General features: G+C 57.4%; 18 protein-coding genes. 6 read left to right on the forward strand and 12 right to left on the reverse strand.

From position 1 onward, the window contains the following. Position 1: 1 nt before the first annotated feature. Positions 2-1,126: a BMP family ABC transporter substrate-binding protein gene (locus AVI_RS20170; RefSeq protein ID WP_041698545.1), complete on the reverse strand. Its 1,125-nt coding sequence runs from the start codon at positions 1,124-1,126 to the stop codon at positions 2-4. A gap of 343 nt (positions 1,127-1,469) precedes the next feature. Here AVI_RS20170 and AVI_RS20175 point away from each other — a divergent pair, with 343 nt between their 5' ends. After that, positions 1,470-2,153, forward strand: coding sequence for a GntR family transcriptional regulator (locus AVI_RS20175; RefSeq protein WP_012653988.1), 684 nt, complete (start codon positions 1,470-1,472; stop codon positions 2,151-2,153). Positions 2,154-2,171: 18 nt separating this feature from the next. Here the strand turns inward: AVI_RS20175 and AVI_RS20180 are convergent, their stop codons facing one another. The 7 genes from AVI_RS20180 to AVI_RS20210 all read right to left on the reverse strand — a co-directional run bounded on the left by AVI_RS20180 (position 2,172) and on the right by AVI_RS20210 (position 10,737). Continuing rightward, a complete protein-coding gene (locus AVI_RS20180) occupies positions 2,172-3,830 on the reverse strand; it encodes an ABC transporter ATP-binding protein (RefSeq protein ID WP_041698931.1) in 1,659 nt (552 codons plus the stop codon). Then, on the reverse strand, positions 3,830-4,699 hold the full coding sequence (locus AVI_RS20185; protein WP_049777350.1) for an ABC transporter permease: 870 nt from the start codon (positions 4,697-4,699) through the stop codon (positions 3,830-3,832). The genes AVI_RS20180 and AVI_RS20185 overlap by 1 nt, the downstream gene beginning before the upstream one ends. Positions 4,700-4,701: 2 nt before the next feature. After that, positions 4,702-5,658, reverse strand: coding sequence for an ABC transporter permease (locus AVI_RS20190; RefSeq protein WP_012653991.1), 957 nt, complete (start codon positions 5,656-5,658; stop codon positions 4,702-4,704). A gap of 180 nt (positions 5,659-5,838) precedes the next feature. Continuing rightward, positions 5,839-7,452 carry an ABC transporter substrate-binding protein gene (locus AVI_RS20195; RefSeq protein ID WP_012653992.1) on the reverse strand — a complete coding sequence of 538 codons (1,614 nt, stop codon included), beginning with the start codon at positions 7,450-7,452 and terminating at the stop codon, positions 5,839-5,841. 82 nt (positions 7,453-7,534) lie between these two features. Continuing rightward, the gene (locus AVI_RS20200; protein ID WP_041698935.1) at positions 7,535-8,251 is read right to left on the reverse strand and encodes an HAD-IA family hydrolase; all 717 of its coding nucleotides are present in this window, start codon (positions 8,249-8,251) and stop codon (positions 7,535-7,537) included. Positions 8,252-8,499: 248 nt separating this feature from the next. Next, entirely contained in the window at positions 8,500-9,873 is a 1,374-nt protein-coding gene (locus AVI_RS20205; RefSeq protein WP_012653994.1) for an aspartate aminotransferase family protein, read from the reverse strand. 18 nt (positions 9,874-9,891) lie between these two features. Next, the gene (locus AVI_RS20210) at positions 9,892-10,737 is read right to left on the reverse strand and encodes a GNAT family N-acetyltransferase (protein ID WP_012653995.1); all 846 of its coding nucleotides are present in this window, start codon (positions 10,735-10,737) and stop codon (positions 9,892-9,894) included. A 375-nt stretch (positions 10,738-11,112) separates the two neighbouring features. On the opposite strand from AVI_RS20210, the gene AVI_RS20215 reads away from it, so the two are divergent. From AVI_RS20215 to AVI_RS20225, 3 genes are all read left to right on the forward strand, one after another. Next, on the forward strand, positions 11,113-11,781 hold the full coding sequence (locus tag AVI_RS20215; protein WP_012653996.1) for a haloacid dehalogenase type II: 669 nt from the start codon (positions 11,113-11,115) through the stop codon (positions 11,779-11,781). Positions 11,782-11,784: 3 nt separating this feature from the next. Then, on the forward strand, positions 11,785-13,059 hold the full coding sequence (locus AVI_RS20220; protein ID WP_012653997.1) for an NAD(P)/FAD-dependent oxidoreductase: 1,275 nt from the start codon (positions 11,785-11,787) through the stop codon (positions 13,057-13,059). Between the two features lie 185 nt (positions 13,060-13,244). Next, positions 13,245-13,448 (forward strand): hypothetical protein, encoded by a 204-nt coding sequence (locus AVI_RS20225; RefSeq protein WP_012653998.1) that lies wholly within the window; start codon positions 13,245-13,247, stop codon positions 13,446-13,448. A 90-nt stretch (positions 13,449-13,538) separates the two neighbouring features. On the opposite strand, the gene AVI_RS20230 is transcribed toward AVI_RS20225, so the two are convergent. From AVI_RS20230 to AVI_RS20245, 4 genes are all read right to left on the reverse strand, one after another. Next, positions 13,539-15,002 carry an aldehyde dehydrogenase family protein gene (locus tag AVI_RS20230; RefSeq protein WP_041698547.1) on the reverse strand — a complete coding sequence of 488 codons (1,464 nt, stop codon included), beginning with the start codon at positions 15,000-15,002 and terminating at the stop codon, positions 13,539-13,541. 24 nt (positions 15,003-15,026) lie between these two features. Continuing rightward, entirely contained in the window at positions 15,027-15,383 is a 357-nt protein-coding gene (locus AVI_RS20235; protein WP_012654000.1) for a cupin domain-containing protein, read from the reverse strand. Positions 15,384-15,398: 15 nt separating this feature from the next. Further along, complete coding sequence (gene argE, locus AVI_RS20240) at positions 15,399-16,529, reverse strand: acetylornithine deacetylase (RefSeq protein ID WP_012654001.1); 1,131 nt, start codon at positions 16,527-16,529, stop codon at positions 15,399-15,401. 194 nt (positions 16,530-16,723) lie between these two features. Then, positions 16,724-17,365 carry a TetR family transcriptional regulator gene (locus AVI_RS20245; protein WP_049777351.1) on the reverse strand — a complete coding sequence of 214 codons (642 nt, stop codon included), beginning with the start codon at positions 17,363-17,365 and terminating at the stop codon, positions 16,724-16,726. A 140-nt stretch (positions 17,366-17,505) separates the two neighbouring features. Between AVI_RS20245 and AVI_RS20250 the strand changes: the two genes are divergently transcribed. Both AVI_RS20250 and AVI_RS20255 read left to right on the forward strand, forming a co-directional pair. Next, on the forward strand, positions 17,506-18,666 hold the full coding sequence (locus tag AVI_RS20250; RefSeq protein ID WP_012654003.1) for an efflux RND transporter periplasmic adaptor subunit: 1,161 nt from the start codon (positions 17,506-17,508) through the stop codon (positions 18,664-18,666). 3 nt (positions 18,667-18,669) lie between these two features. Further along, positions 18,670-21,825, forward strand: coding sequence for an efflux RND transporter permease subunit (locus tag AVI_RS20255; protein WP_012654004.1), 3,156 nt, complete (start codon positions 18,670-18,672; stop codon positions 21,823-21,825). Positions 21,826-22,021 lie beyond the last annotated feature (196 nt).

Here is a 22,021-nt window from a genome sequence, read left to right on the forward strand (position 1 = left end):
TTCAGCCCATCGACCCCATGACGCCTTCGACCAGGTAGTTCATGCTTTCCAGCTCGATGGCGTCTTCGGCATAGTCCTTGCCCAAGGGGATGACGGTATTGCCCTTGTTGTCCTTCTGGCCGCCCTTGAACACGGAGAAACCGCCTGCCTTCATGGTGGCAAGCGTGGCTTCAAACTTGGTGCGGGCCTCAGGGGAGACGCCGGGGCCAAGCGGGCTCATCTTGACGAAACCGTCCTTCAACCCGCCGCGCACGAAATTGCCGAGCTTTTCACCAGCCTGCGCCTTCTTGACGAAATCGGTATAGACATTGCCCCAGGCCCATTCTGCGCCCGTCAGGTATTTCTCAGGGGCCAGCGGGCTCTGGTTGGCATGGTAGCCGCAGACGAAAGCGCCGCGACCAGCGGCGGTCTGCACCACGACCTTCGGGCTATCGACATGGCAGGTGATGACATCGACGCCCTGATCGACCAGCGCATTGGTGGCTTCGGCCTCCTTGACGGCCAGCGACCATTCGCCCGTGAAAATCACCTGGCAGGTGATGGACGGATCGACGGAGCGGGCACCGAGCAGGAAGGCATTGATATTCTGTACCACCTGCGGAATGGGCTTGGCGGCGACGAAGCCGATCTTCTTCGACTTGGTGGCATAGGCGGCGGCAATGCCGTTCAGATATTGGCCCTGGAAGATGTAGCCGAAATAGGAGCCGGTATTGTCTGGGTTCTTGCCCTTTTGCCAGAGGCCGCCGCAATGGCGAAATTGAACGTCAGGATATTTCTGCGCGACCGCCAGCATATGGGGGTCGAAATAGCCGAAAGAGGTCGGAAACAGCAGGCTGGCACCATCCAGATTGATCATCGATTCCATGGTCTTCTGGACATCGACGGTTTCAGGTACGTTTTCTTCCTCGACGACAGTTACGCCGGACAAGGCCTTGACCACGGCAGCGCCCTCGGCATGGGCCTGGTTATAGCCATAATCATCCTTCGGCCCGACATAGATGAAGCCGACGGTGAGATCGGCAGCCTGGGCGGAACGCAGCATGCCGGGAGCAGCGATGGTGGCAGCGACACCCAGGGCGGAGGTTTGCAGGAAATGACGGCGGGTAAAGGAAGGCGATCTGGTCATCGATAGGTTCCCCTGTTTGATCCGGCTCTCGTCCGGTGCGGATGATTTGAGAAAGTGTATGCAATCACCATGCCAGATCTGAAGGCTATGCTTGAAAGGAGTTTCTTGGCGGTCTCTGGTTGCTGCCAGTGCATCTGTATGCACTTTTAAAATTCAGATGAATATTTTTTGAGCGCGACTATTAAATTTGCTAAATCCTTCAGGGAAAAGCTCCTGATCTCGCACGAAAGTTGTGTATTTTTGTGAAAATCGTGCTTTGATATCAGTAGGGCAGTGGGTTAACCTGCCAAAACAAGTGATTTTTAAAACTGCATACAGACGATAATAAGACTGGGAAATCTCAATGAATCAGCCGAGGGTGCGCGAACTTGTTCGTGCCGGCAACACGGTCGAACAGCTGGTGCGCGCCATTGCCGACCTGATTATCGTCGGTGATTTGCAGCCGGATGATAAACTGGATGAAGGATCGCTTGCCGCCCGCTTTGAGGTGTCACGCACGCCGGTGCGCGAGGCGCTTCGACAATTGTGCGCCATGGGTCTGGTGGAGCGCAAGCCGAACAAGAGCGCTGTTGTCACCAACGTCACCGGCGGGTTTCTGACCTCGATGTTCGAGGCGATGGCGGAGCTTGAAGGGATGTGCGCCAGACTTGCAGCAGAGCGCATGACGCTGGAGGAGCGCCGGTTGCTGGAGCGGATGCATCGCGATTCAATCCGCATCGTCCAAGCGGGGCAGACGGAGGATTATTCCGCCTATAATATCGAGTTTCACAACCGGATCTATCAGGGCGCCCATAACCAGCATATTCTGGAACTGGTGACGCAAACCCGGTCGCGGCTGGCACCGTTTCGCCGCGCCCAGTTTCGCTTGACGGGCCGCTTGTCTCTGTCTTTCCAGGAACATGAAGCCATCGTCAATGCCATCCTGCGCGGTGAAAAGACTGCCGCTGCCGAAGCGGCCTATCGCCATGTCGAAATTGTCGGCGATGCCAGCAGCACATTGACCCAGCATACGGTTGGCAGGGATTGAGGTCTCGAAATCCAGGCCTCACGGATTGATGCGGTAGGTCCTCACCAGTTCCGGGTCCTGTTGCAGCGTATCGAGCCAGGTCGGGTCGAGTTTCGGCACCGAGGAAAACAGCAGTTTCGAATAGGGATGCTGCGGGGCGGTAAGCTGTTGCGGCGAGATCTGCTCGACCTTCTTGCCCGCATACATCACTACGATCTCGTCGCAGATCGCTTCCACCACCGAAAGATCGTGGCTGATGAAAATGTAGGACAGGCCAAGTTCGCGCTGCAATTCCTTCAAAAGCGCGATGACGGCGGCGGCGACCACGGTGTCGAGCGCAGAGGTGATTTCATCGCACAGAATCAGCTTTGGTTCCGCTGCCAGCGCCCGGGCGAAATTGATCCGCTGTTTCTGGCCGCCAGACAGTTCCGAGGGGCGGCGCTGGCGCAGCGATTGCGGCAGATGCACCATGTCGAGCAATTGGTTGATGCGGGCATCGCGCGCCTTGCCCTTCATTCCATGGTAAAAGGTCAGCGGACGGCCGAGGATGTCCTCGATGGATTTGGCTGGGTTCAGCGCCGTATCGGCGGATTGGAAGACGATCTGCATTTCACGTAGCTGGTCGCGGGTGCGGTCGCGGGCATGACGGCCCAGTTCGCGGCCATTGAAAATGATATGGCCTGCCGCCAATGGCAGGAGCCCGGCAATGCTGCGCGCTAACGTGGATTTACCGCAACCGGATTCGCCGATAATGCCGAGGTTGCGGCCATTACGCACCGTCAGGCTGACGGACTGCACCGCCTGAACGAGTGGCAGGCCATCCGCTTGCAGATCACCATAGCCAGCAATCAGGTTTTCGATTTCCAGCAGGGGCTTGAGGCTCTTGTCTTCGGCAAGCGGTGTTGTGCGGGGCTTCGGTTCAAAGGCAGACAGAAGTTCACGGGTATAAGGATGTTGCGCATGCGCCAGCAGCTCGGCGGTGGTGCCGGTTTCCTGCACTTCGCCACCCTTGAGCACGACGATCCGGTCGGCAATCTGGGCGACGACGGCCAGATCATGGGAAACATAGACCCCGGAAATGCCGTCCTTGCGCATCACTGACTTGAAGGCGCGCAGCACTTCGATCTGCGTCGTCACGTCAAGCGCCGTGGTCGGCTCGTCGAAAATCACCAGTTTCGGGTCTCCTATCAGCGCCATGGCCGCTGACAGGCGTTGTAACTGGCCGCCGGAGACCTGATGCGGATAGCGTGTGCCAATCGTTTCGGGATTGGGGAGGGACAGCGCCCGAAACAGCGCCACGGCGCGGGTGCGGGCTTCATCCTTCGACATCAGGTCGTGAATGCGGGTGACCTCGATCACCTGATCCATGATGCGGATGGCCGGATTGAAAGCCGCCGCCGCCGATTGCGGCACATAAGCGACATCGGTTCCGCGAATACCGGCGCGATCACGCTCGGAAAGTGCGGCCATATCCTTGCCCGCGACACTGATCGTGCCGCCGGTTATACGGCATCCGGGGCGGGTATGGCCCATCAAGGTCAAGGCGATGGTGGTTTTTCCAGAGCCGCTCTCGCCGATCAAGGCAACGATTTCACCCTGCGGTATGTCCAGGCTGATGCCCTTGATAATCTCGACCTTGCGGCCGGAATCGGTGGTGGCCTGGACCTTCAGGTCGCGGATTTCCACGAGGTTTGCCATCATGCACTCCTGTCGCGGATCTTGCGGGGAAGATTATCGATCAGCATGTTGACGCTGATCGTCAGGCTGGCAATCGCCAGCGACGGGAAAATCACCGCTGGTGCCGCAAAGGGCAGGCCGCCGATATTTTCACGCACCAATGCGCCCCAATCGGCATTGGGCGGCTGGACACCGAGGCCCAGAAACGAAAGCCCCGAGAGTAGCAAAACGATGAAGACAAAGCGCAGCCCAAAATCCGCCAGCACCGGTCCGGTAATATTCGGCAGGATTTCAGAGCGGATGATGTAGAAAATAGTCTCGCCCCGGATGCGTGCGACGCTGATGAAATCCATGGCATTGATGTTGACGGCAAGCGCCCGGGCAAATCGATAGGCGCCGGGCGTGTAGATCACCGACAGGGTGATGACCAGAACCGGGATCGACGATCCGACGGCAGCGACCACCACCAGACCGAAAAGCTTGCTGGGAATGGAGTTCATCGCATCGAGAAAGCGGCTGAGCACGGTATCGATCCAGCCACCGGCGACGGCGGCGATCATGCCAAGCACAACGCCGGAAAAACAGGCGATAGTGACGGCGGCCAGCGAAATGCCGACCGTGTAGCGCGCACCCATGATGATACGCGACAGCATGTCCCGACCGAGATAGTCGGAGCCCAGCCAGAGCGTGTTGCTCATCGGCCCGAAATAGTCGAAATCGACGATCTCACCGACTGGATGGGGAATGAGCAGGGGCGCGAAGATCGCCACCAATGCCCAGGCAGCAATAACGGTGAGACCGGCAATGCCAACGGCGTTGATGCGATAGCCGAATGACCGATGTCTGCGGACGACTGGTGCTGTTGATGGCGTGCCGTTCAGTTGCGTCATAGTCATCGCAGCCTCGGATTGGAGAGAATGGAAACGATATCGGCAATGGTGATCAACACGAGATAGCCGACGCAGAAGATCATCGCGCAGCTCTGGATCAGCGGCAGGTCACGGGTGGCGACGGCATCGACCATCAGCTTGGCAATGCCGGGATAGTTGAAGATCGTCTCGACGATAATGACCCCGCCGATCAGATAGGACAGTGATAGCGCCATGGCATTGACGATTGGCCCCAGCGCATTGGGCAGCGCATGGCGCAGCACGATGCGGCGGCGTGAGGCGCCTTTCAGCAACGCCATTTCCACATAGGGCGTATCGAGGGTTTCGATCACAGCTGCCCGGGTCATGCGGATCATCTGGGCTGAAACGCCGAAGGTCAGGGTGATGACGGGCATGGCATAGACGCGCACCAGGCCAGCAAATGTGTGAACCTCATTGGCAAAGGACAGCGCTGGCAGCCATTTCAGATAGACCGCAAACAGCAGAACGGCAGAGGTGGCAATCATGAATTCCGGCACGGAAATCACCCCAATGGTCACCACGGTGACGCAGCGGTCATAGAGAGAGCCGCGCAGCATGGCCGAGGTAATACCCAGCGTCAGTGCGATGGGAACAGCCAGGAGGGCGGTAATGCCGGCAAGCTTCATGGAATTGACCAGACGGCCGGAAATCAGCTCAGCAATCGGCATGTTATTGGCATAGGACGTGCCGAGATCGCCTTGCAACAAGCCCGTTGCCCAACGCAGGAAACGCAAGATTGCGGGATCGTTGAGATGCATGGCCCGACGCAGGCCCTCGACGGCTTCCGGTGTCGCGGCCTGACCGAGCAGCATGGTCGCCGTATCGCCTGGCAAGAGCGCAGTCGCCATGAAAACGGCCAGCGACACGATGATCAAGGTGATCAGGGCGATCATCAGCCTGTTGACAACAAGGGAAAAGGCTCGGGCGTTCACGCACATGCTCCAGCTGGGTTAGGGCGATCAATCTTCGGCAATCGCTTCGGGTAATCGGAATGCGGATGACCGTGATAGTGTGCCGCCAGGCTGGCAAACGGTTTTGCCGCGATGCGCTGGATAAAGCACGCATCGATCCAAAGCCATTTGCCAAGGCCCGCTCGTAGAAGGTCTGCCGAATTGGTATCAGGCTTCCAGCCAGACATATTCGGCGAAGGCATAACCCATCATGCCACCCAGCGGGCTGGGTTCAAGCCCTTTCAGCTTGGCGGTGATGGCATCGACATTGGAAAGATAGGCGGGAATAACCGTCCCTGCTTCCTCTGCGATCATCACCTGCATTTCGCCATAGATTTCCTTGCGCTTGGCCTGATCGAGAAGGCCACGAGCTTCGAGCAGCATCTTGTCGAATTTCGGCGACTTATACTGGCTTTCGTTCCACGGAGCATCGGAAGAATAGAGCAGCGAGAACAGGATATCTGGTGTTGGACGTGGGTTGATATTGCCGAAATGGACCGGTGCCTTCAACCAGTATTTGTCCCAATAACCATCGGAGGGTACGCGCTGGACATCGAGCTTCATGCCGATTTCTGCCGCCGATGCCTGGATAATCATCGCCATGTCTATCGAAGAGCTTGCGGCTTCTGATGCGATAACCGGGATGGACTGGCCAAGCACGCCCGCCTTCTGGAAGTGGAATTTTGCCTTGTCGGGATCGAAGGCCTTCGGCTTCAGGTCGGCATTATGATAGAAGCTGGCAGACGACAGCGGCTGGTCGTTGCCGACTTCGCCCAGCCCACGCAATGCGGATTTGACGATCTGCTCCCTGTTAACGATCAGCTTCATGCCGTCGATGAAGTCTTTCTTATTGCCCGGCGCCATGTCCATGCGCATGTTGAGATTGGTGTAATTGCCCGATGTCGTCTTCGACAGCACGAAGCCGTCCTGGGTATCGACCAGACGCATGGAGCGCGGATTGATGGAGGCGGCCAGTTGGATGTCACCCGACAGGAGCGCGTTGACACGGGCATTGTCCTCGCTGATGGCGAAAAATTCGAAACTGTCGACATTCGGGCCGCCAGCTTTCCAGTAATTGCCATTGCGCTTCATGATCGAGCGGACGCCGGGCTCGAATTTTTCGAGAACGAAGGCACCGGTGCCATTGCCCTTGGAGAAATCCTTGGTGCCATCGGCAACGATCATGAACTGATGGATGGCGAGAATGGACGGCATGTCAGCATTGGCATGCGCCAGGGAGATTTCCACGGTCTGCTTGTCGACGGCCTTGATGCCGGTCATCTGGGCGGCGATCTTGGCAACCTTGGAGCCGGTGGCCGGGTCGAGATGGCGCTTCAGCGAATAGACCACGTCGTCTGCGGTCAGCGTCTTACCGTCGTGGAAGGTCACGCCGCTTTTCAGCTTGATGGTCCAGACCTGAGCGTCCTTACTTTCAACCGATTCTGCCAGCTCCATCTGTGGGGCGCCGGACTTGTCGAGAATGGTCAAACGGTTATAGAGCGCGCAGCAGCGCACATAGTCGGTGGAAAGCGAGGCCTTGGCCGGGTCCAGCGTATCGGCATTGGAGGCAGAGTAGCCGGCGGCTTTCAAAGATCCGCCCTTGACCGGCGTTGCGGCCAGCGCGCTTGAGGCGCGGCCCATGATGGAGCCGGCGGCGGTGAGGGCAACGCCACCAGCCAGCATCATCTGCATCAGTTCGCGGCGGGTGGCACCACGGCGAATGGCGTTTTCCACCATGGCATCGTCAGCGCCGGTCCAGTTTGTCGTCTGCTTGTCTGTCATGACATTCCCCTTATTGTTGTTGACTGTGTTGCGTGCCTTTTGGTGGCACGTCATCGTATGCTGATTTTATCGAGTGTTGCCTTCAGGCGGCGCGATCCAACTCTACAGCCTCGGTAAGTCCCGCCATGGAGGTGAAGTGAAAATCGGGTTTCACAAATGTTTCCGGCTCGATCGTGCCGCCATAGCCTTTTTGGGCATGGCGTCGCTCGATCCAGCAATTGGTTAAGCCGAGCTGCCGTGAAATGCCGATGTCGTGATACTGGCTTTGTGCCACATGCAGGATATCGGCGCGGCTATTGCCTTCCTTTTCAACGAAAGCGAAAACAGTTTCGAAAAACGCCGGATCAGGCTTTTCCGTCGCTGTGTCGTCGGTGGTGAAGGCGGCATGAAAGGGCTCGCCCAAGGCTTCATCGAAATACGCAAAGGCCCAGCGTTGCGCATTGGTCATGGCAATCAGCCGGTAGCGGGTTTTCAACTTCGCCAGCGCAGCAACGCTATCGGCAAAGGGCTTCCAATCGGTGACGGAGCTACGCAGACGCTCGCCAAAGGCAGCGTCTGCCGGCAGGCCGAGGGCGGGGGCGATCTTTAGGTAGACCCGCGCGAGATCGTCGGGAAAAAGCAAGGCTTCATCGTCATAGCGGGCCGCACGATAGAGCGAAAGAGCTTGTTCTCCATCCATCGTCACACCTGTCTCTGCGGCAATCTCAGCGAGGCAATCGGTAATGCCGCTCTCAAAATCAATGAGCGTGCCGACCACGTCGAAGGTGAGATATTTGAAATCCGCAAAGGCCTTTGCCATCATTGCATCCTCTGGCTTGTCCATCTTCATGCATCAGGCTCGGCAAATGCCGTTCCTGTCACTCACGATCCCTTGGTTTCCTCGCTTAACTTTTATTTTTATCTTGAATGCGCCCTGGCATTTTCTACTGAGGCGCACCCGAAGTATTACAGGAGCTACGGGCTGTTTCTTCCCGAATGCCGATCTTAAGACGGCAGAAAATTCTGAATCTGATCGTTCGGCGGTATTTCGCCTGACTGGCTGTGGTCTCAGGCCATGGCAGTGCGAACGTCCGGATCTTCCAGCGTCTGATCCAGCGTCTTTTTGGTGCGCTCGACAATGGCGTCGATTTCGCTTTCCGTGCAGCACAGCGGCGGCGCATAGCCCAGAATGCCATTGGCAAAGGCGCGGATGACAAGGCCATTGTCCCAGGCGCGTTCAAACACCCGGGTGGCGGGGGCAGCAGCGGCTGGCAGAGGGGTTTTCTTATCCTTGTCCACCACCATTTCAATGGCGGCCAGCATGCCACGACCGCGCACATCGCCCACCAGCGGGTGGTCTTTCAGGCTTTCCAAGCCCGCAATCAAACGTGCGCCCATTTTGCGGCCGTTGTCCAGCAAGCCGTCTTCGTAAAGCTTCAGCACGGCAAGGCCAACAGCGGCACTGACCGGATGGGCCGAATAGGTATAGCCATGGCCAATGGCGGCTGATCCGGCACCATCGGCAATGGTGTTGTAGATTGTATCGGACAGGAACACCGCACCCATCGGCACATAGCCAGAGGTGAGGCCCTTGGCGGTGGTCATCAGATCCGGCACCACGCCATCATCGGCACAGGCAAACAACGGCCCGGTGCGGCCAAAGCCGGTGATGACTTCATCGGCCACGAACAGAATGTCCAGCTCGGTGCAGACATCGCGCATGGCTTTTAGCCAGCCATCTGGCGGAACAATCACGCCGCCGGAGCCTTGAATTGGCTCCACATAAAAAGCGGCCACACGCTCTGCACCCAGTTCCTCAACCTTTGCCCGCAAGGCGGCAACCGATGAAGCGATAATAGCGGCGGGATCATTGCCGACCGGGTTGCGATAGGCGTAGTGCGACGGAATTTTATGCTGCCAGTCAAATGGCAGGCCGAACCCGGCGTGGAACAGCGGCAGAGCCGTCAGGCCTGCGCCGACCGTGGATGAGCCATGATAGCCCTGTTCCACCGAGATGAACTGGTCCTTCTGCGGTGTGCCTTTGCAATGGTAGTAATAACGGATGAAGCGGATGGTGCTGTCGATAGCGTCTGAGCCGCCCAGAGTGAAATAGACGTGGTTGAGATCGCCGGGTGCCCGGTCAGCCAGTTCGGCAGCCAGCCGGATGGCGGGTTCCGAGCCGAGGCTGAAATAGCCGGTGGCGTAAGGCAGTTCACGCAACTGCTTGGTTGCTGCCTCGATAATGCTTTCCTGGCCGTAACCGGCATTCACGCACCACAGACCGGCAAAGCCGTCGAGCAGTTGACGTCCGGTGGAATCAGTGACGGTTGCGCCGCTGGCCGATTTCAGAACGCGCACGCCAGCTTTTTCATGGCTGCGATAGGAGGCAACCGGATGCACCAGATGGGCGCGGTCCAACTCAATAAGAGAATTGCTCAACATTATCAGATCTCCAAAAAATCAGCCGAGGGCCTGGCTGGCGAGTGCGTAGGTTTTAACGGAAGCCGATTCATTCGGATCTATCTGTGCCGCATTGCGTCGCATCGGCACGCCGCTGCCCACGTGAACAAGGCCTTGCTGCGTCAACCAAGGCGCAAGGCCTGTTGCAACGGCTGTGTCGACGCGCAGAAATGATCCTGTTCTTGCAGCGAACACAAAGGACAGAAGGGCTTTTGCATCGTCCTGATTGGCCGCCACGACCGGCCCCGCGACTTCACCGCGACCAAAAGGACGCAGGGCGATATAGCCGGTGATGCGGCCAGCATCTCTGAGAATGGCAAACTTGCCGGTTTCCGCGAGCTTGCTCAGCAGACCACTCCGATCCGCGCCAAAGGCAGCCGCATCAAGGGTGGCCAAATCTTGCGCCACGTCCTGATCAGCCCAGGAGATTGCAGAATTGGCGATAGCGCCATCTTCGACAATGCCTTGATGCTGGATAATTTCACCAGCGGCGACAAAGCCAAGCTTTTCGTAGAGGGGCAGGCCATCCTGCGTTGCCACCAGACGGCATTCGCGCCCATCTGCGGCATTTAAGGCCATGTCCATCAATTTGCGGCCAAGCCCGCGACCGCGCATGGAGGCGTCGACGATGACCATGTTGACGGTGGCGCAGGTCTCTGCGTAAAGCGTCGCCATGGCGGTTCCCACCACGCGGTTGCCTTCAAGCGCCACAAAGCCCTTGCTCAAGGACAGCACAAAGGCCCAATCTTCCCGGCGATGTGGCCATTGGGCTTGCTGCGACAGCATAAATGCGCCGTCGATGTGTTCGGGACCAAAAGAAATAATGTCGATCTGGCTTGCCTGCATGGCACTATCCTGAAATCTGTTGGCTTTTTGTTTGAGTTTGTCTTTTCGGGAAAACCGGTGGCCACTTTTCCCAAGGCAAACTCTAGTGCTTCTCAGTGATAGCCCCGCGCGCAAAGAAGATCATCCCGACGATCGCGTGTCCTTGGTATGTTTGGCCGTTCCGACAGATCATTGCCGCATCTTATGCCGTGAGAGTGCATTTCTTCCGTGTGTCTGGACAACGGCTCTTAGGGGTTTGCAAAACTCTCTGCCAAATCCTCCGCTGCAAACGCAACATTGTGCTTTGAGAGGTAGCAATTGCGGTGAATGGGTGGGCTTGGCTCTGCCTATGATGGGGAAACCCGAACGATATGCTTTGCAAGGATCAAGAAACCCATGGCTCCCTTCCGTCCGAAATTCATCACCTTCGATTGCTACGGTACGCTCATCAATTTCCAGATGGCGGAAGCGGCCCGCGATATTTACGGCCCCCAGCTGGATGCTGCCCACATGGATGCGTTTGTGAGGGACTTCTCAGCCTATCGTCTGGATGAGGTGTTGGGCGATTGGAAGCCCTATGCCGATGTGGTCCATAATGCCATTGAACGCACCTGCAAGAGAAACGGCGTAACGTTCCGCGATGAAGACGCCAAGACCGTGTATGAGCGCGTGCCCAGCTGGGGTCCGCACCCGGACGTGCCTGCTGGTCTTGCCAAAGTGGCCAAGGAAATTCCGCTGGTGATTCTATCCAACGCCATGAATTCGCAGATCATGTCCAATGTGGAAAAGCTCGGCGCGCCTTTCCATGCGGTCTATACGGCAGAGCAGGCGCAATCCTACAAGCCGCGCATGAAGGGCTTTGAATATATGTTCGACATGCTCGGCTGCGGACCAGAAGACATTACCCATGTGTCGTCTTCCTTCCGCTATGATCTGATGACGGCCCATGATCTGGGCATCAAGAACAAAGTCTGGGTCAACCGTGGTCACGAGCCAGCCAATCCCTATTATGGCTATCAGGAAATCGCAGGCGTTCACGATCTGCCCGGCGTGTTTGGTCTTTAAGCCATGAAATATCTCTCCTACTGGCACGACACCGCCCCGCAATTTGCCGAGGGCATCACCGGCGCAATTGAAGGCGATTTTGATGTCGCCGTGATTGGCGGCGGCTTTACAGGCCTCGCTGCCGCCCGCCAACTGGCGAAAGCGGGGGCAAAGGTGATCGTGCTGGAGGGGCGGCGCATTGGTTGGGGCGCCTCTGGCCGCAATGGCGGGCACCTCAACAATGGTTTGGCTCACAGCTATCTGGGGGCCAAGGCGGAGCTGGGCAAGGAGAGGGCGATTGCGCTTTACAAAGCGCTCGACAGTTCCATCGATACCATCGAGGCGCTGATTGCCGAGGAAGGCATTGATTGCAATTTCCGCCGTGCCGGAAAGCTGAAACTCGCCTCCAAGCCACAGCATTTCGAGGGGCTTGCCCGCAATTTCGAAGCGCTGCATGCTGAGGTTGATCCCGATACGGCGCTGTTGTCGCCATCGGAGTTAAAAAGTGAGGTTGGCTCACCTTTTTTTGGTGCCATGCTCTCCAAAAAAAGCGCCATGATGCATATGGGCCGCTATGTGGTGGGCCTTGCGAATGCCGCCCACCGCCACGGCGCTCTGATTACTGAGCAGGCCTCTGTCACCTCTGTTGAAAAACAAGGCGACCGCCACCACCTGGCCACTGCGCGGGGCCGCGTGACCGCCAAGGATGTGCTGGTTGCCACCGGGGCCTATACCACGCCCAATTTCAGCTTCTTCCGCCGCCGTATCATTCCGGTCGGCAGCTTTCTGATTGCCACGCGGCCTTTATCAGACATGGAAGTGGCGAGCGTGATGCCGGGCAACCGCACTTGCGTGAACACCATGAACATCGGCAATTACTGGCGTCTTTCACCCGACAATCGGCTGATTTTCGGCGGTCGCGCCCGTTTTTCCGCCACATCCGATCAGCAATCGGACGCCAAAAGCGGCGAAATCCTGCGCCAGTCCCTTGCCGCGATTTTCCCACAGCTTGCCAAGGTCGAGATCGACTATTGCTGGGGCGGTCTGGTGGATATGACCAAGGACCGCTATCCCCGCGCAGGCTATCAGGATGGGATGTGGTATGCCATGGGCTATTCCGGCCACGGTGCTCAGCTTTCCACCCACCTCGGCATGATCATGGCCGATACCATCATGGGCAAGCCTGATGCCAATCCACTGAAAGGCCTCGATTGGCCCGCCGTGCCGGGGCACTTTGGCAAGCCATGGTTTTTGCCGTTGGTGGGCATGTATTATAAGATTCTCGATAGATTTCAGTGAGAAGGGCAGCCTTCAATCGTGCAGGATCATTGGATTTGCGGATGCATGAAAGCTTTGCGCGTCTGCTTGATATGTTTTCCCAAGCCATCGTCTGGCGTCGCGCTTGCGACAAAACGCACGTGTCATGTGTGGCTGTATTATTCTATGGGAGACCGCATTGATGAATCTCTGAAAGGAAATGGCCAATGACGAGCGACTGGGTGGACTGGTTCCCTATCGTCTTCTTTCCGGCAAAGATTATCGTGTTGGGCACGGCCATGTTCTTCGCCATAAAATGGCATCACGATCAGGATAAAGCAGAGAAGAAGAAAAACGAAGCCAACGAAGCGGACGCGCCCGAGGAAAAGAACGGTGACGCCTCAAGCGAGCGCCTGTCGGGTTCAGATTGAACCGGACAGATTCTCGATTTTCTTGTTTTCGTTTTTCTTTTCGGGAAAATGAGTTTCCATTTTTTCCTGAAAAAACTCTCAATGGGCGGTCTAAAGCCCAATCAACACACTCTTGCTCTTGCGATTGGCATGGTAGGCCTCGCGGCCCAAATCCTTGCCAATGCCGGATTGCTTGTAACCGCCTGTGGGTAAAATATGATCCCGTGAGCGGCCATAACGGTTGACCCAAACAGTCCCCGCCTGAAGCGAGCGTGTCAGGCGAAGGGCGCGGGAGAGATCGCGGGTAAACAGGCCTGCACAAAGCCCATAGGTGGGGTGGTCTGCCAAAGCCAGCGCTTCGTCCTCATGCTCAAAAGACTGCATGGTCAAGACGGGGCCGAAAATTTCCTGTGTCACAGCCGGAGAATGCTGATCGACATGGGAGAGCAAGGTTGGCGTATAAAAATACCCATCGCCTTCCATGATGTCGCCACCCGTCAGGCACTCAGCCCCGGCATCAATAGCGGCCTTGACGATGCTGTCGATCCGCTCGCGCTGGCGGTGTGAAATAATCGGCGAATATTGTGTTGTTGCATCCCAGGTTGGGCCTGCCTTCACCGCCTTCATTTTGGCGATGATCGCTTGTGCCAAAGGCTCCATCACACTGCGCTCAACAATCAGGCGTGAGCCAGCAACACAGGCTTGGCCCGCGTTGGAAAGAATGCTGTGGGCAATGGCGGTGGCGGCTTTGTCCAGATCGGCATCGGCAAACACCAGTTGCGGACTTTTGCCGCCCAGTTCCAGTGTCATGGGTTTGACGCCCGTGCGGGCAATATTGCCCATAATCGCCTGACCCGCTCCGGTGGAGCCGGTAAAGCTGACCTTGGCGATATCCGGGTGGCCGGTGATGGCATTGCCAGTGACAGCGCCATCGCCCAGCACGATATTGATCAGCCCCGCCGGAATCCCGGCCCTCAAGGCCAATTGTGCCAGATAGATGCTGGAAAAGGGTGTCATTTCTGATGGTTTTAGTACCACGGCGTTGCCAGCGGCCAGTGCTGGCCCAAGCTTCCAGCCCGCCATGGAAACCGGAAAATTCCATGGCGTGATCGCTCCGACCACGCCATAAGGCTCGCTCATGATCATGCCGAGACTATCACCATCCGTCGGCACCAGCGCATCGCCTTCCTTGTCTGCCATTTCGGCAAAGAAGCGGATTTGCTCTGCGGTCACAGCAATATCCCCGGCAATCAGATGGCCGACCGGACGGGTGGAGGAGAGAGCCTCCAGCTTGGCCAATGTTTCGGCCTCGCGCTCAATCAGGTCTGCCCAGCGTTGGAGCACAATCGTGCGTTCGCGTGGGCGCACGCTGCCCCATTGGCTGGTTTTTAGCGCCTGTTTTGCGGTTTGAACGGCCCGATCCACCATGTCCTCATTGGCAATCGGACACCCCGCATAGGCCTTGCCATCGGATGGGCGGTACATGTCGAGTGCGCCATTGGCAGCCACCAGCGCATCGCCAATGAAATGGCCGATGGGCAGGGCAATAGTGTCTGGATCGAAGCTGAGGGTCATGGTATTTCCTTAGGCAAGCTTGGCTTACGCCATGATGGTGACGTAGATTTTCTTCACCGTTTCAATGGTCTTCCAAACGCCAACAAAGCCCGGCTTCATGATGAAATGATCGCCCGCCTTGTAAATCACCGGCTCGCCGCCTTCAGGCGTAATCTCCACCACGCCCGATAGGATATGGCAGTATTCAAAGCTCTCGCCTTTGATGGATTTGGTCTCGCCGGGGGTGGCTTCCCACACGCCAGTGTGGATCATCTCTCCACGGCAGACATCCTGCGGCCAAGTCTTGAAGGCCGGATCACCAGAGATCAAACGTTCTGGCAGGGCCTTGGATTCTTTCGGGGTGAACGTGGGGTTGGTGTCGATTGTTTTCAAAAGAGACATGGATTGGTCCTTGGTTCAGAGTTTGCAGCAGTGGTCTGCGAGAGCGGTGATCGTGGTCTGGCAGGTGGCCAGTTCATCCATCAGGATATATTCGTTGGGCTTGTGGGCACGGCTGATATCGCCGGGGCCGCAGATGATGGCATCGATACCCGCTTGCTGGAAAAGCCCGGCTTCGGTGCCGTAGCTGACGGCCGCCAGCGGCTCGACGCCTGTGAGCCTGTGCAGAAGCGCGGCAAGGGGTGCGTTTTGGGGGAGTGAGAGTGCGGGGTAGGCACTCATTTCAGCCCATTCCACGCCAAAGCCTTTGTCTTTCAACGCTTCCGCTGTCCGGCGCACCGGCTGCAAAAGCGCTGCGGGATTAACGCCGGAAATAGCGCGGGCCTCAAACTCGGCCTCACAGGTATCAGGAATGATATTGACGGCTTGTCCCCCGCGCACGGTTCCCACTTGCAGCGAGGAATAGGGCGGCTCAAACACCGCTTCAAACGGGCCGCTCGTTAAATCAGAGGCAGCATCGCGGGCAGCAATCAGAACCTCACTCATCGCATGAATCGCATTCAGGCCCAGATCGGGCCGCGATGAATGGCCGGAGTGCCCGGTAATGGTGACGCGGGCCGCAGCCTTGCCTTTGTGGGCGCGGATTGCCCGCATGCCGCTGGGTTCGCCAATAATGGCCCCAAGCGGGCTTTCGCAAAGGCTCGGCAGTTGCGCCAGCATATGCGGCACGCCACGGCACCCGGCCTCTTCATCATAGGAAAAAGCAAGATGGATGGGACGGGCCAGCGGCATGGCGGCAAGCTTTGGCACGCAGGCCAAAGCGCAGGCCAAAAACCCCTTCATGTCGCTGGTGCCGCGGCCAAAAAGCCTGTCGCCCTCGCGTCGCAACTGGAATGGATCGCTCACCCAGCCGCTTTCGCCTGCTGGCACCACATCCATATGGCCTGACAGAATATAGCCGGGCACATGCCTGGGGCCGATGGTGGCAAACAGATTGCTGCGATCGCCCTCCGGCCCGGGAAGCACGCTCACTGCCGCGCCGTGGTTTTGCAGATAGTCACGAATGAAGCTGACGATCTCGCCGTTGGCTGTGCCGACAACGGAAGGGAAGGCCACGAGGCGTTCGAGAATGTCCAAGGGTCGCTCCATCGATCCGGCCTCGCAGTGCGGCGCACTGCTGATAAGACGCAAAGCTCAATGCCTTGGAAAGGCCGAGTGCGTCGGATCTGGAATCTACAAGCCAAGCGGTATTTTTACTGCTGAAAGCAGGGGATATTTGGTGGAATCTTTGGTTCCGGAGGCTAAGGGGAGCGGATTATACCGACGCCACCGAGACAGATGGATCAGGCCTTCCCAGGCTGTTTATGGAATGTAGAACAGTCCTGGCTTTGCATGCCGAACCCCACCAGAGCAATCCGGACGAATTGCTGTGCATACGGTACGAGCTGGAAATTATCCCTGCCGAAGGCCCATTCGCCGATCAGGCCCGATATGGTCGCGCTCAGGGTCATGGCTGCGGAGGCCGGGTTCCAGGGCGCAGTCAACTGGCCCCTGTCGGCGGCAACCTGGAAGAGGGGCAGCAGCTTGCCCTTGAGCGTGCTCAGAATGCCATCCGAGTCGGTTTCCTTTATCGAAAGGTCCAGATGGAGGCTGACCCGGATCACACCGCGCCGCCGCTCGTCGGCCTGAAGATGCGCCAGCATGTCGAACAATATCTGTTCAAGGGCGGCAAACACGTCGACGGAACTGTCCGCCGGAAGCCGAGCCGCCAAGTGCTCGAAAGGCTTGAAAGCCTGGTTGCGCAGGGCTTCGAGAATGCCGCGCTTGTTCTTGAAGTGCCAATGGACAGCACCGCGCGTCACGCCAACCGCCTGGGCAATTTCGTCCAATGACGTCTGGTCAAAGCCCTTGGTGAGGAAAAGTTGCTCGGCAGCGTTCAGGAGCTGCATGTGGGTTTCGGCTGCTTCTTCCTTGGTTCTCCGCAATGGGTCCTCCTGGGCGAATTTATTGGGCACGGCGCGTCGTTTTCTAATTCATCACATATTTGTACGCTGCGATCAATCCTATTTACAAACGGTATGTATGTATATATATCGGAGAGGCTACCGTTGGAGTGTTCCTAGCCATGCAAAAAACAAAGCGATTTCTTGTTGCGGGTTGCGCTATTGCAGCCCTTTCCTTTTCCACCCCATCATTTGCGCAGATGCCAAATGCTGGACCGCCGGCCGTCGGCGTCACGATTGCCAAGCTGAAGCCGATCAATGACACGACCGAGGTCAATGGCCGGGTCGAGGCGAAGGATTCCGTCAATCTCGTCGCCCGTGTGACCGGATTCCTGGAAGAACAACTTTTCAAGGAAGGTTCCGAGGTCAAGAAGGGCCAGGTCCTGTTCCGCATCGAGCGGCAGTCCTATGAGGCTGATCTGGATTCCAAGAAGGCCACTCTTGCCGAGAACCAGGCCACCCTTGAAAATTCGAATATATCCCTTGCTCGTAATGAACAACTTCGAGCCGGGGGCAGCGGCAGCCAGAGCAATCTGGACGACGCACGCGCCACCCAGCGGACCTCGATTGCCAAGGTCGCGGAATCCGAAGCGGATGTGCGCACCTCGCAGATCAATCTCGGCTATACCGATATCATCGCGCCTATCGATGGTCGTATCGGCCTTGCTTCTGTCACGGTCGGCAATGTCGTGTCGTCTTCATCGGGAACCTTGGCCACAGTGGTCAGTCAGGACCCGATGTATGTGAAATTCCCGATATCGGTGCGCCGTCTCATTGAATTGAGACAGCGGTTCGACAAGGAAGGCGGTCTGGAAAAGAGCGTGAAGCTCAAGATCCGCTTGCCCGATGGCAGACTATACGCTCAGGAAGGCACGCTTGATTTCTACGACATCAGCGTTTCCGAGAATACTGATTCCATCACCCTGCGTGGCACGATCCCCAATCCGCTGCTGCCAACGGGACATCGGGAACTGGTGAATGACGAATTCGTCCGCGTGATCCTCGAAACCGTCGAGCCAACCAACTACCTCACCATTCCGCGCGCCTCGGTCATGATCGACCAGCAGGGCTCCTACGTCTATGTGGTTGATGACAAGAGCGTTGCGCAGGTGCGCCGTGTGACGCTTGGGCAATCCACGCCTGACATGGCTGTTGTCACCAATGGCCTCAAGGAAGGCGACAAGGTGATTACCGACGGCATCCAGCGTGTTCGGCCCAATACACCGGTTAATGCACAGCCGGCCGACCAGGCTCCTTCACCCGCCGCACCAAAGCAGGGCTAAGCGATGTTTTCCAATATTTTCATTGATCGTCCACGCATGGCAATCGTCATTGCCATCGTGCTGACGATTGCCGGTGGGCTGGCGCTGACCAGAATATCGGTATCCCAACTTCCCGATATCGTGCCGCCACAGGTCCAGGTGACGGCCTCCTATCCCGGCGCTTCCGCCGAGGTGCTGGAACAGACCGTCGCGCAACCGATCGAATCCAAGGTGATCGGGGTCGACAAAGCTCTCTATATGAAAAGCACCAGCGGTAATGATGGCAGCTATTCGCTGACTGTCAGTTTCGCGCTGGGCAGCGATGCTGACATTAACACCGTTAACGTCAACAACCGCGTGCAGACGGCTCTGTCCTCGCTGCCCAGCGACGTTCAAAGTCTGGGTGTCTCGGTCAGCAAGAAATCCTCGTCCATCCTGCAATTTATCATGTTGCAGAGCGACAAGGGCAAGTTTGACCCGTTGTTCATGACCAATTATGCGACGATCAACGTCCTGGACGAGATTTCCCGTGTTCCAGGCGTCGGTTCGGCATCGCTCTTCAGCAACATGAAGTATTCGATGCGCATCTGGTTCGATGTCGACCGCTTGTCCAGCCTTGGCCTGGTGCCTTCGGATGTCACAAGTGCGATTTCAGCCCAGAACGTTCAGGCACCCGTTGGCCGTATCGGTGCACGTCCGGTGCCTGATGACCAGGCATTTCAATACAACGTCCAGACCCAGGGCCGCCTTGAGACGCCGGAGGAATTCGGCAATATCGTGCTGCGTGCCAATAAGGACGGCTCTGTCCTGAAGGTGAAGGATGTCGCCCGTGTTGAACTGGGCGCACAGAACGATGACACGGTCTCCCGACGCGAAGGCGATCCGGGTGTTGCCATGGGCATTTACATGTCTCCCGGTGCGAATGCGCTGAATACGGCTGCGGCCGTCAGCGCCAAGATCGCGCAATTGAACAGCCGGATGCCGGAAGGCATGCGCGCCAATGTCATGTATGACTCGACCACCTTCGTTCAGGATACGATTGAATCCGTCATTCATACATTGATCGAAGCTTTCGTGTTGGTGGCTGTGGTCGTCTTCCTGTTTCTCGGCAATGTCCGGGCGACGATCATCCCGATCATCGCCGTACCGGTCAGCGTTATCGCCACATTCGCGGTATTGCTGGCGCTTGGCTATTCGGCCAATACGGTCTCGCTTCTCGCCCTTGTTCTCGCCATCGGCATCGTCGTTGACGACGCGATTGTCGTCGTGGAAAATGTCGAGCGCGTGATGGAGGAGGAGCCGGAGCTGACCCCGGTTGCCGCCACCAAGAAGGCCATGGGACAGGTCACCGGTCCGATTATTGCGATCACGCTTGTCTTGCTCTCGGTTTTCGTTCCCATCGGCTTCATCTCCGGTATCTCAGGGGAATTGTTCCGGCAGTTCTCGGTCACCATCAGTGTTGCCATGCTGATTTCGGCCATCAACGCCTTGACGCTGTCGCCGGCTCTCTGCGCCGTCTTCCTGCGCCATACCGGCGAAAAACGCGGCATCATGGGCTGGATCAGTCGGCGTATCGACAATACCCGCGACGGCTATGCCTGGGCAGTCCAGAAAATGGTCCGCATGGCGGTCCTATCCCTGCTGATCATCGGGGTCGGTGGCGCTGGTATCTATGGCATGTCGAAGATCACCCCGAGCGGCTTCCTACCGGAAGAAGACCAGGGCACGTTCTTCATCGCGGTACAATTGCCCGATGGCGCTTCGGTGGCGCGGACAAGTGGTGCTGTTGGACAGGTGGAGGATTTGCTGAAGGCTATTCCTCAAATCGATAACGTCTCCTCGGTTATCGGTTATTCCTTCCTTGACAGCTATTCGGCCAGCAACTCCGCCTTCATGATCGTGCGGCTGAAACCCTTCGCGGATCGTCCCGCAGCCCTGGACAAGGTCCAAGCGGTCATCGGCCAGACGTTCGGCATGGTCCAGCAGGTCAAGGCCGCCACGGTTCTGCCCTTCAATCTTCCGCCGGTTCTTGGTCTTTCCACCAGCGGCGGTTTCGAAGCGATGATCGAATCGCTTGAGGGTGCTGATCCGGCAACCATGGCCAATGTGGCCTATGGTGTGGTTGGTGCGGCCAATCAGAACCCGCAATTGGCACGTGTCTTTACCACCTATGGTGCCAATGCGCCGTCGATCTATCTCGATATCGACCGTGAAAAAGCCCAGGCGCTCGGTATCAGCATCAGTGATATCTTTAACGCCCTACAGGCGACGCTCGGTGGCTCTTATGTCAACGACTTCAACGAGTTCGGACGCACCTGGCAGGTCAAGGTCCAGGGCGATGCCGCCAATCGCCGCGATACATCGGCGCTTTGGAACATCTATGTCCGCAACTCCAATAGCGACATGGTGCCTCTCCAGTCGATTGCCGAGGTAAAGACAATTGTCGGCCCGCCGGTCATTACACGCTATAACAACTATCGCGCCGTGACCATCAACGGTTCGCCTTCTCCCGGCACGTCTTCCGGGGATGCCATGGAGGCTTTCAAGCAGGTGGTCGCCAAGACCCTGCCATCCGGCTTTGCGCTGGAATGGACAGGTACGGCCTATCAGGAACAGCAGGCCTCAGGTCAGACGGGTATCATCCTGGCACTCGCCCTGCTGTTTGCCTATCTGTTCCTAGTGGCGCTTTACGAAAGCTGGACCATTCCCGTGCCGGTTCTGCTTTCCGTCATCGTGGGTGTGTTTGGTGCCTTTGCCGGCATGGCACTCACCCACATGACGATGGATCTCTACGCACAGATCGGTCTTGTGGTTCTGATCGCCCTTGCCGCCAAGAACGGCATTCTGATCGTCGAGTTCGCCAAGGAAAAGCGTGAGGCGGGCATGCCGATTGCCGATGCGGCGGTTCTGGGCGCAAAGCTGCGTTTTCGCGCCGTGATGATGACATCAATTGCCTTCATCCTCGGTCTCGTGCCGCTGGTCTGGGCAAATGGTGCCTCAATGATGGCACGGCACAATGTCAGTACGCCGGTCTTCATCGGTATGCTGACGGCCAGTACACTCGGTCTGTTCGTCATTCCAATGCTCTACGTCACGTTCCAGACCGTGCGTGAAAAATTGAAGTCCTGGCTTGGCTTGGGTAAACCATCCGGACATCACGCGCCGCATACCGACCCTTAAATCTGATGTCTAAGCGTATCGTTTGAAAAGACCGGATCGGAGATTGCAACGCAGTTTCCGATCCGGTCAATTTACGTGATATTCCGGCCATTTTGCGCGTTGAAGCGAGAATGGCACCCGGTCGCCATTGCGACCTAGCCCATTGGCTATCACGGTCCCGCCTCATAAAATGTCTTTTCTGCATGATACCTTAAGC

The sequence above is a fragment of the Allorhizobium ampelinum S4 genome (genome assembly GCF_000016285.1).
Lineage (GTDB): Bacteria > Pseudomonadota > Alphaproteobacteria > Rhizobiales > Rhizobiaceae > Allorhizobium > Allorhizobium ampelinum.

Bases quoted from the DNA above. Each gene is read 5' to 3' on its own strand.
- AVI_RS20170 (WP_041698545.1), bottom strand. From the start codon at position 1,126: ATGACCAGATCGCCTTCCTTTACCCGCCGTCATTTCCTGCAAACCTCC.
- AVI_RS20175 (WP_012653988.1), top strand. From the start codon at position 1,470: ATGAATCAGCCGAGGGTGCGCGAACTTGTTCGTGCCGGCAACACGGTC.
- AVI_RS20180 (WP_041698931.1), bottom strand. From the start codon at position 3,830: ATGGCAAACCTCGTGGAAATCCGCGACCTGAAGGTCCAGGCCACCACC.
- AVI_RS20185 (WP_049777350.1), bottom strand. From the start codon at position 4,699: ATGACGCAACTGAACGGCACGCCATCAACAGCACCAGTCGTCCGCAGA.
- AVI_RS20190 (WP_012653991.1), bottom strand. From the start codon at position 5,658: ATGTGCGTGAACGCCCGAGCCTTTTCCCTTGTTGTCAACAGGCTGATG.
- AVI_RS20195 (WP_012653992.1), bottom strand. From the start codon at position 7,452: ATGACAGACAAGCAGACGACAAACTGGACCGGCGCTGACGATGCCATG.
- AVI_RS20200 (WP_041698935.1), bottom strand. From the start codon at position 8,251: ATGGCAAAGGCCTTTGCGGATTTCAAATATCTCACCTTCGACGTGGTC.
- AVI_RS20205 (WP_012653994.1), bottom strand. From the start codon at position 9,873: ATGTTGAGCAATTCTCTTATTGAGTTGGACCGCGCCCATCTGGTGCAT.
- AVI_RS20210 (WP_012653995.1), bottom strand. From the start codon at position 10,737: ATGCAGGCAAGCCAGATCGACATTATTTCTTTTGGTCCCGAACACATC.
- AVI_RS20215 (WP_012653996.1), top strand. From the start codon at position 11,113: ATGGCTCCCTTCCGTCCGAAATTCATCACCTTCGATTGCTACGGTACG.
- AVI_RS20220 (WP_012653997.1), top strand. From the start codon at position 11,785: ATGAAATATCTCTCCTACTGGCACGACACCGCCCCGCAATTTGCCGAG.
- AVI_RS20225 (WP_012653998.1), top strand. From the start codon at position 13,245: ATGACGAGCGACTGGGTGGACTGGTTCCCTATCGTCTTCTTTCCGGCA.
- AVI_RS20230 (WP_041698547.1), bottom strand. From the start codon at position 15,002: ATGACCCTCAGCTTCGATCCAGACACTATTGCCCTGCCCATCGGCCAT.
- AVI_RS20235 (WP_012654000.1), bottom strand. From the start codon at position 15,383: ATGTCTCTTTTGAAAACAATCGACACCAACCCCACGTTCACCCCGAAA.
- argE (WP_012654001.1), bottom strand. From the start codon at position 16,529: ATGGAGCGACCCTTGGACATTCTCGAACGCCTCGTGGCCTTCCCTTCC.
- AVI_RS20250 (WP_012654003.1), top strand. From the start codon at position 17,506: ATGCAAAAAACAAAGCGATTTCTTGTTGCGGGTTGCGCTATTGCAGCC.
- AVI_RS20255 (WP_012654004.1), top strand. From the start codon at position 18,670: ATGTTTTCCAATATTTTCATTGATCGTCCACGCATGGCAATCGTCATT.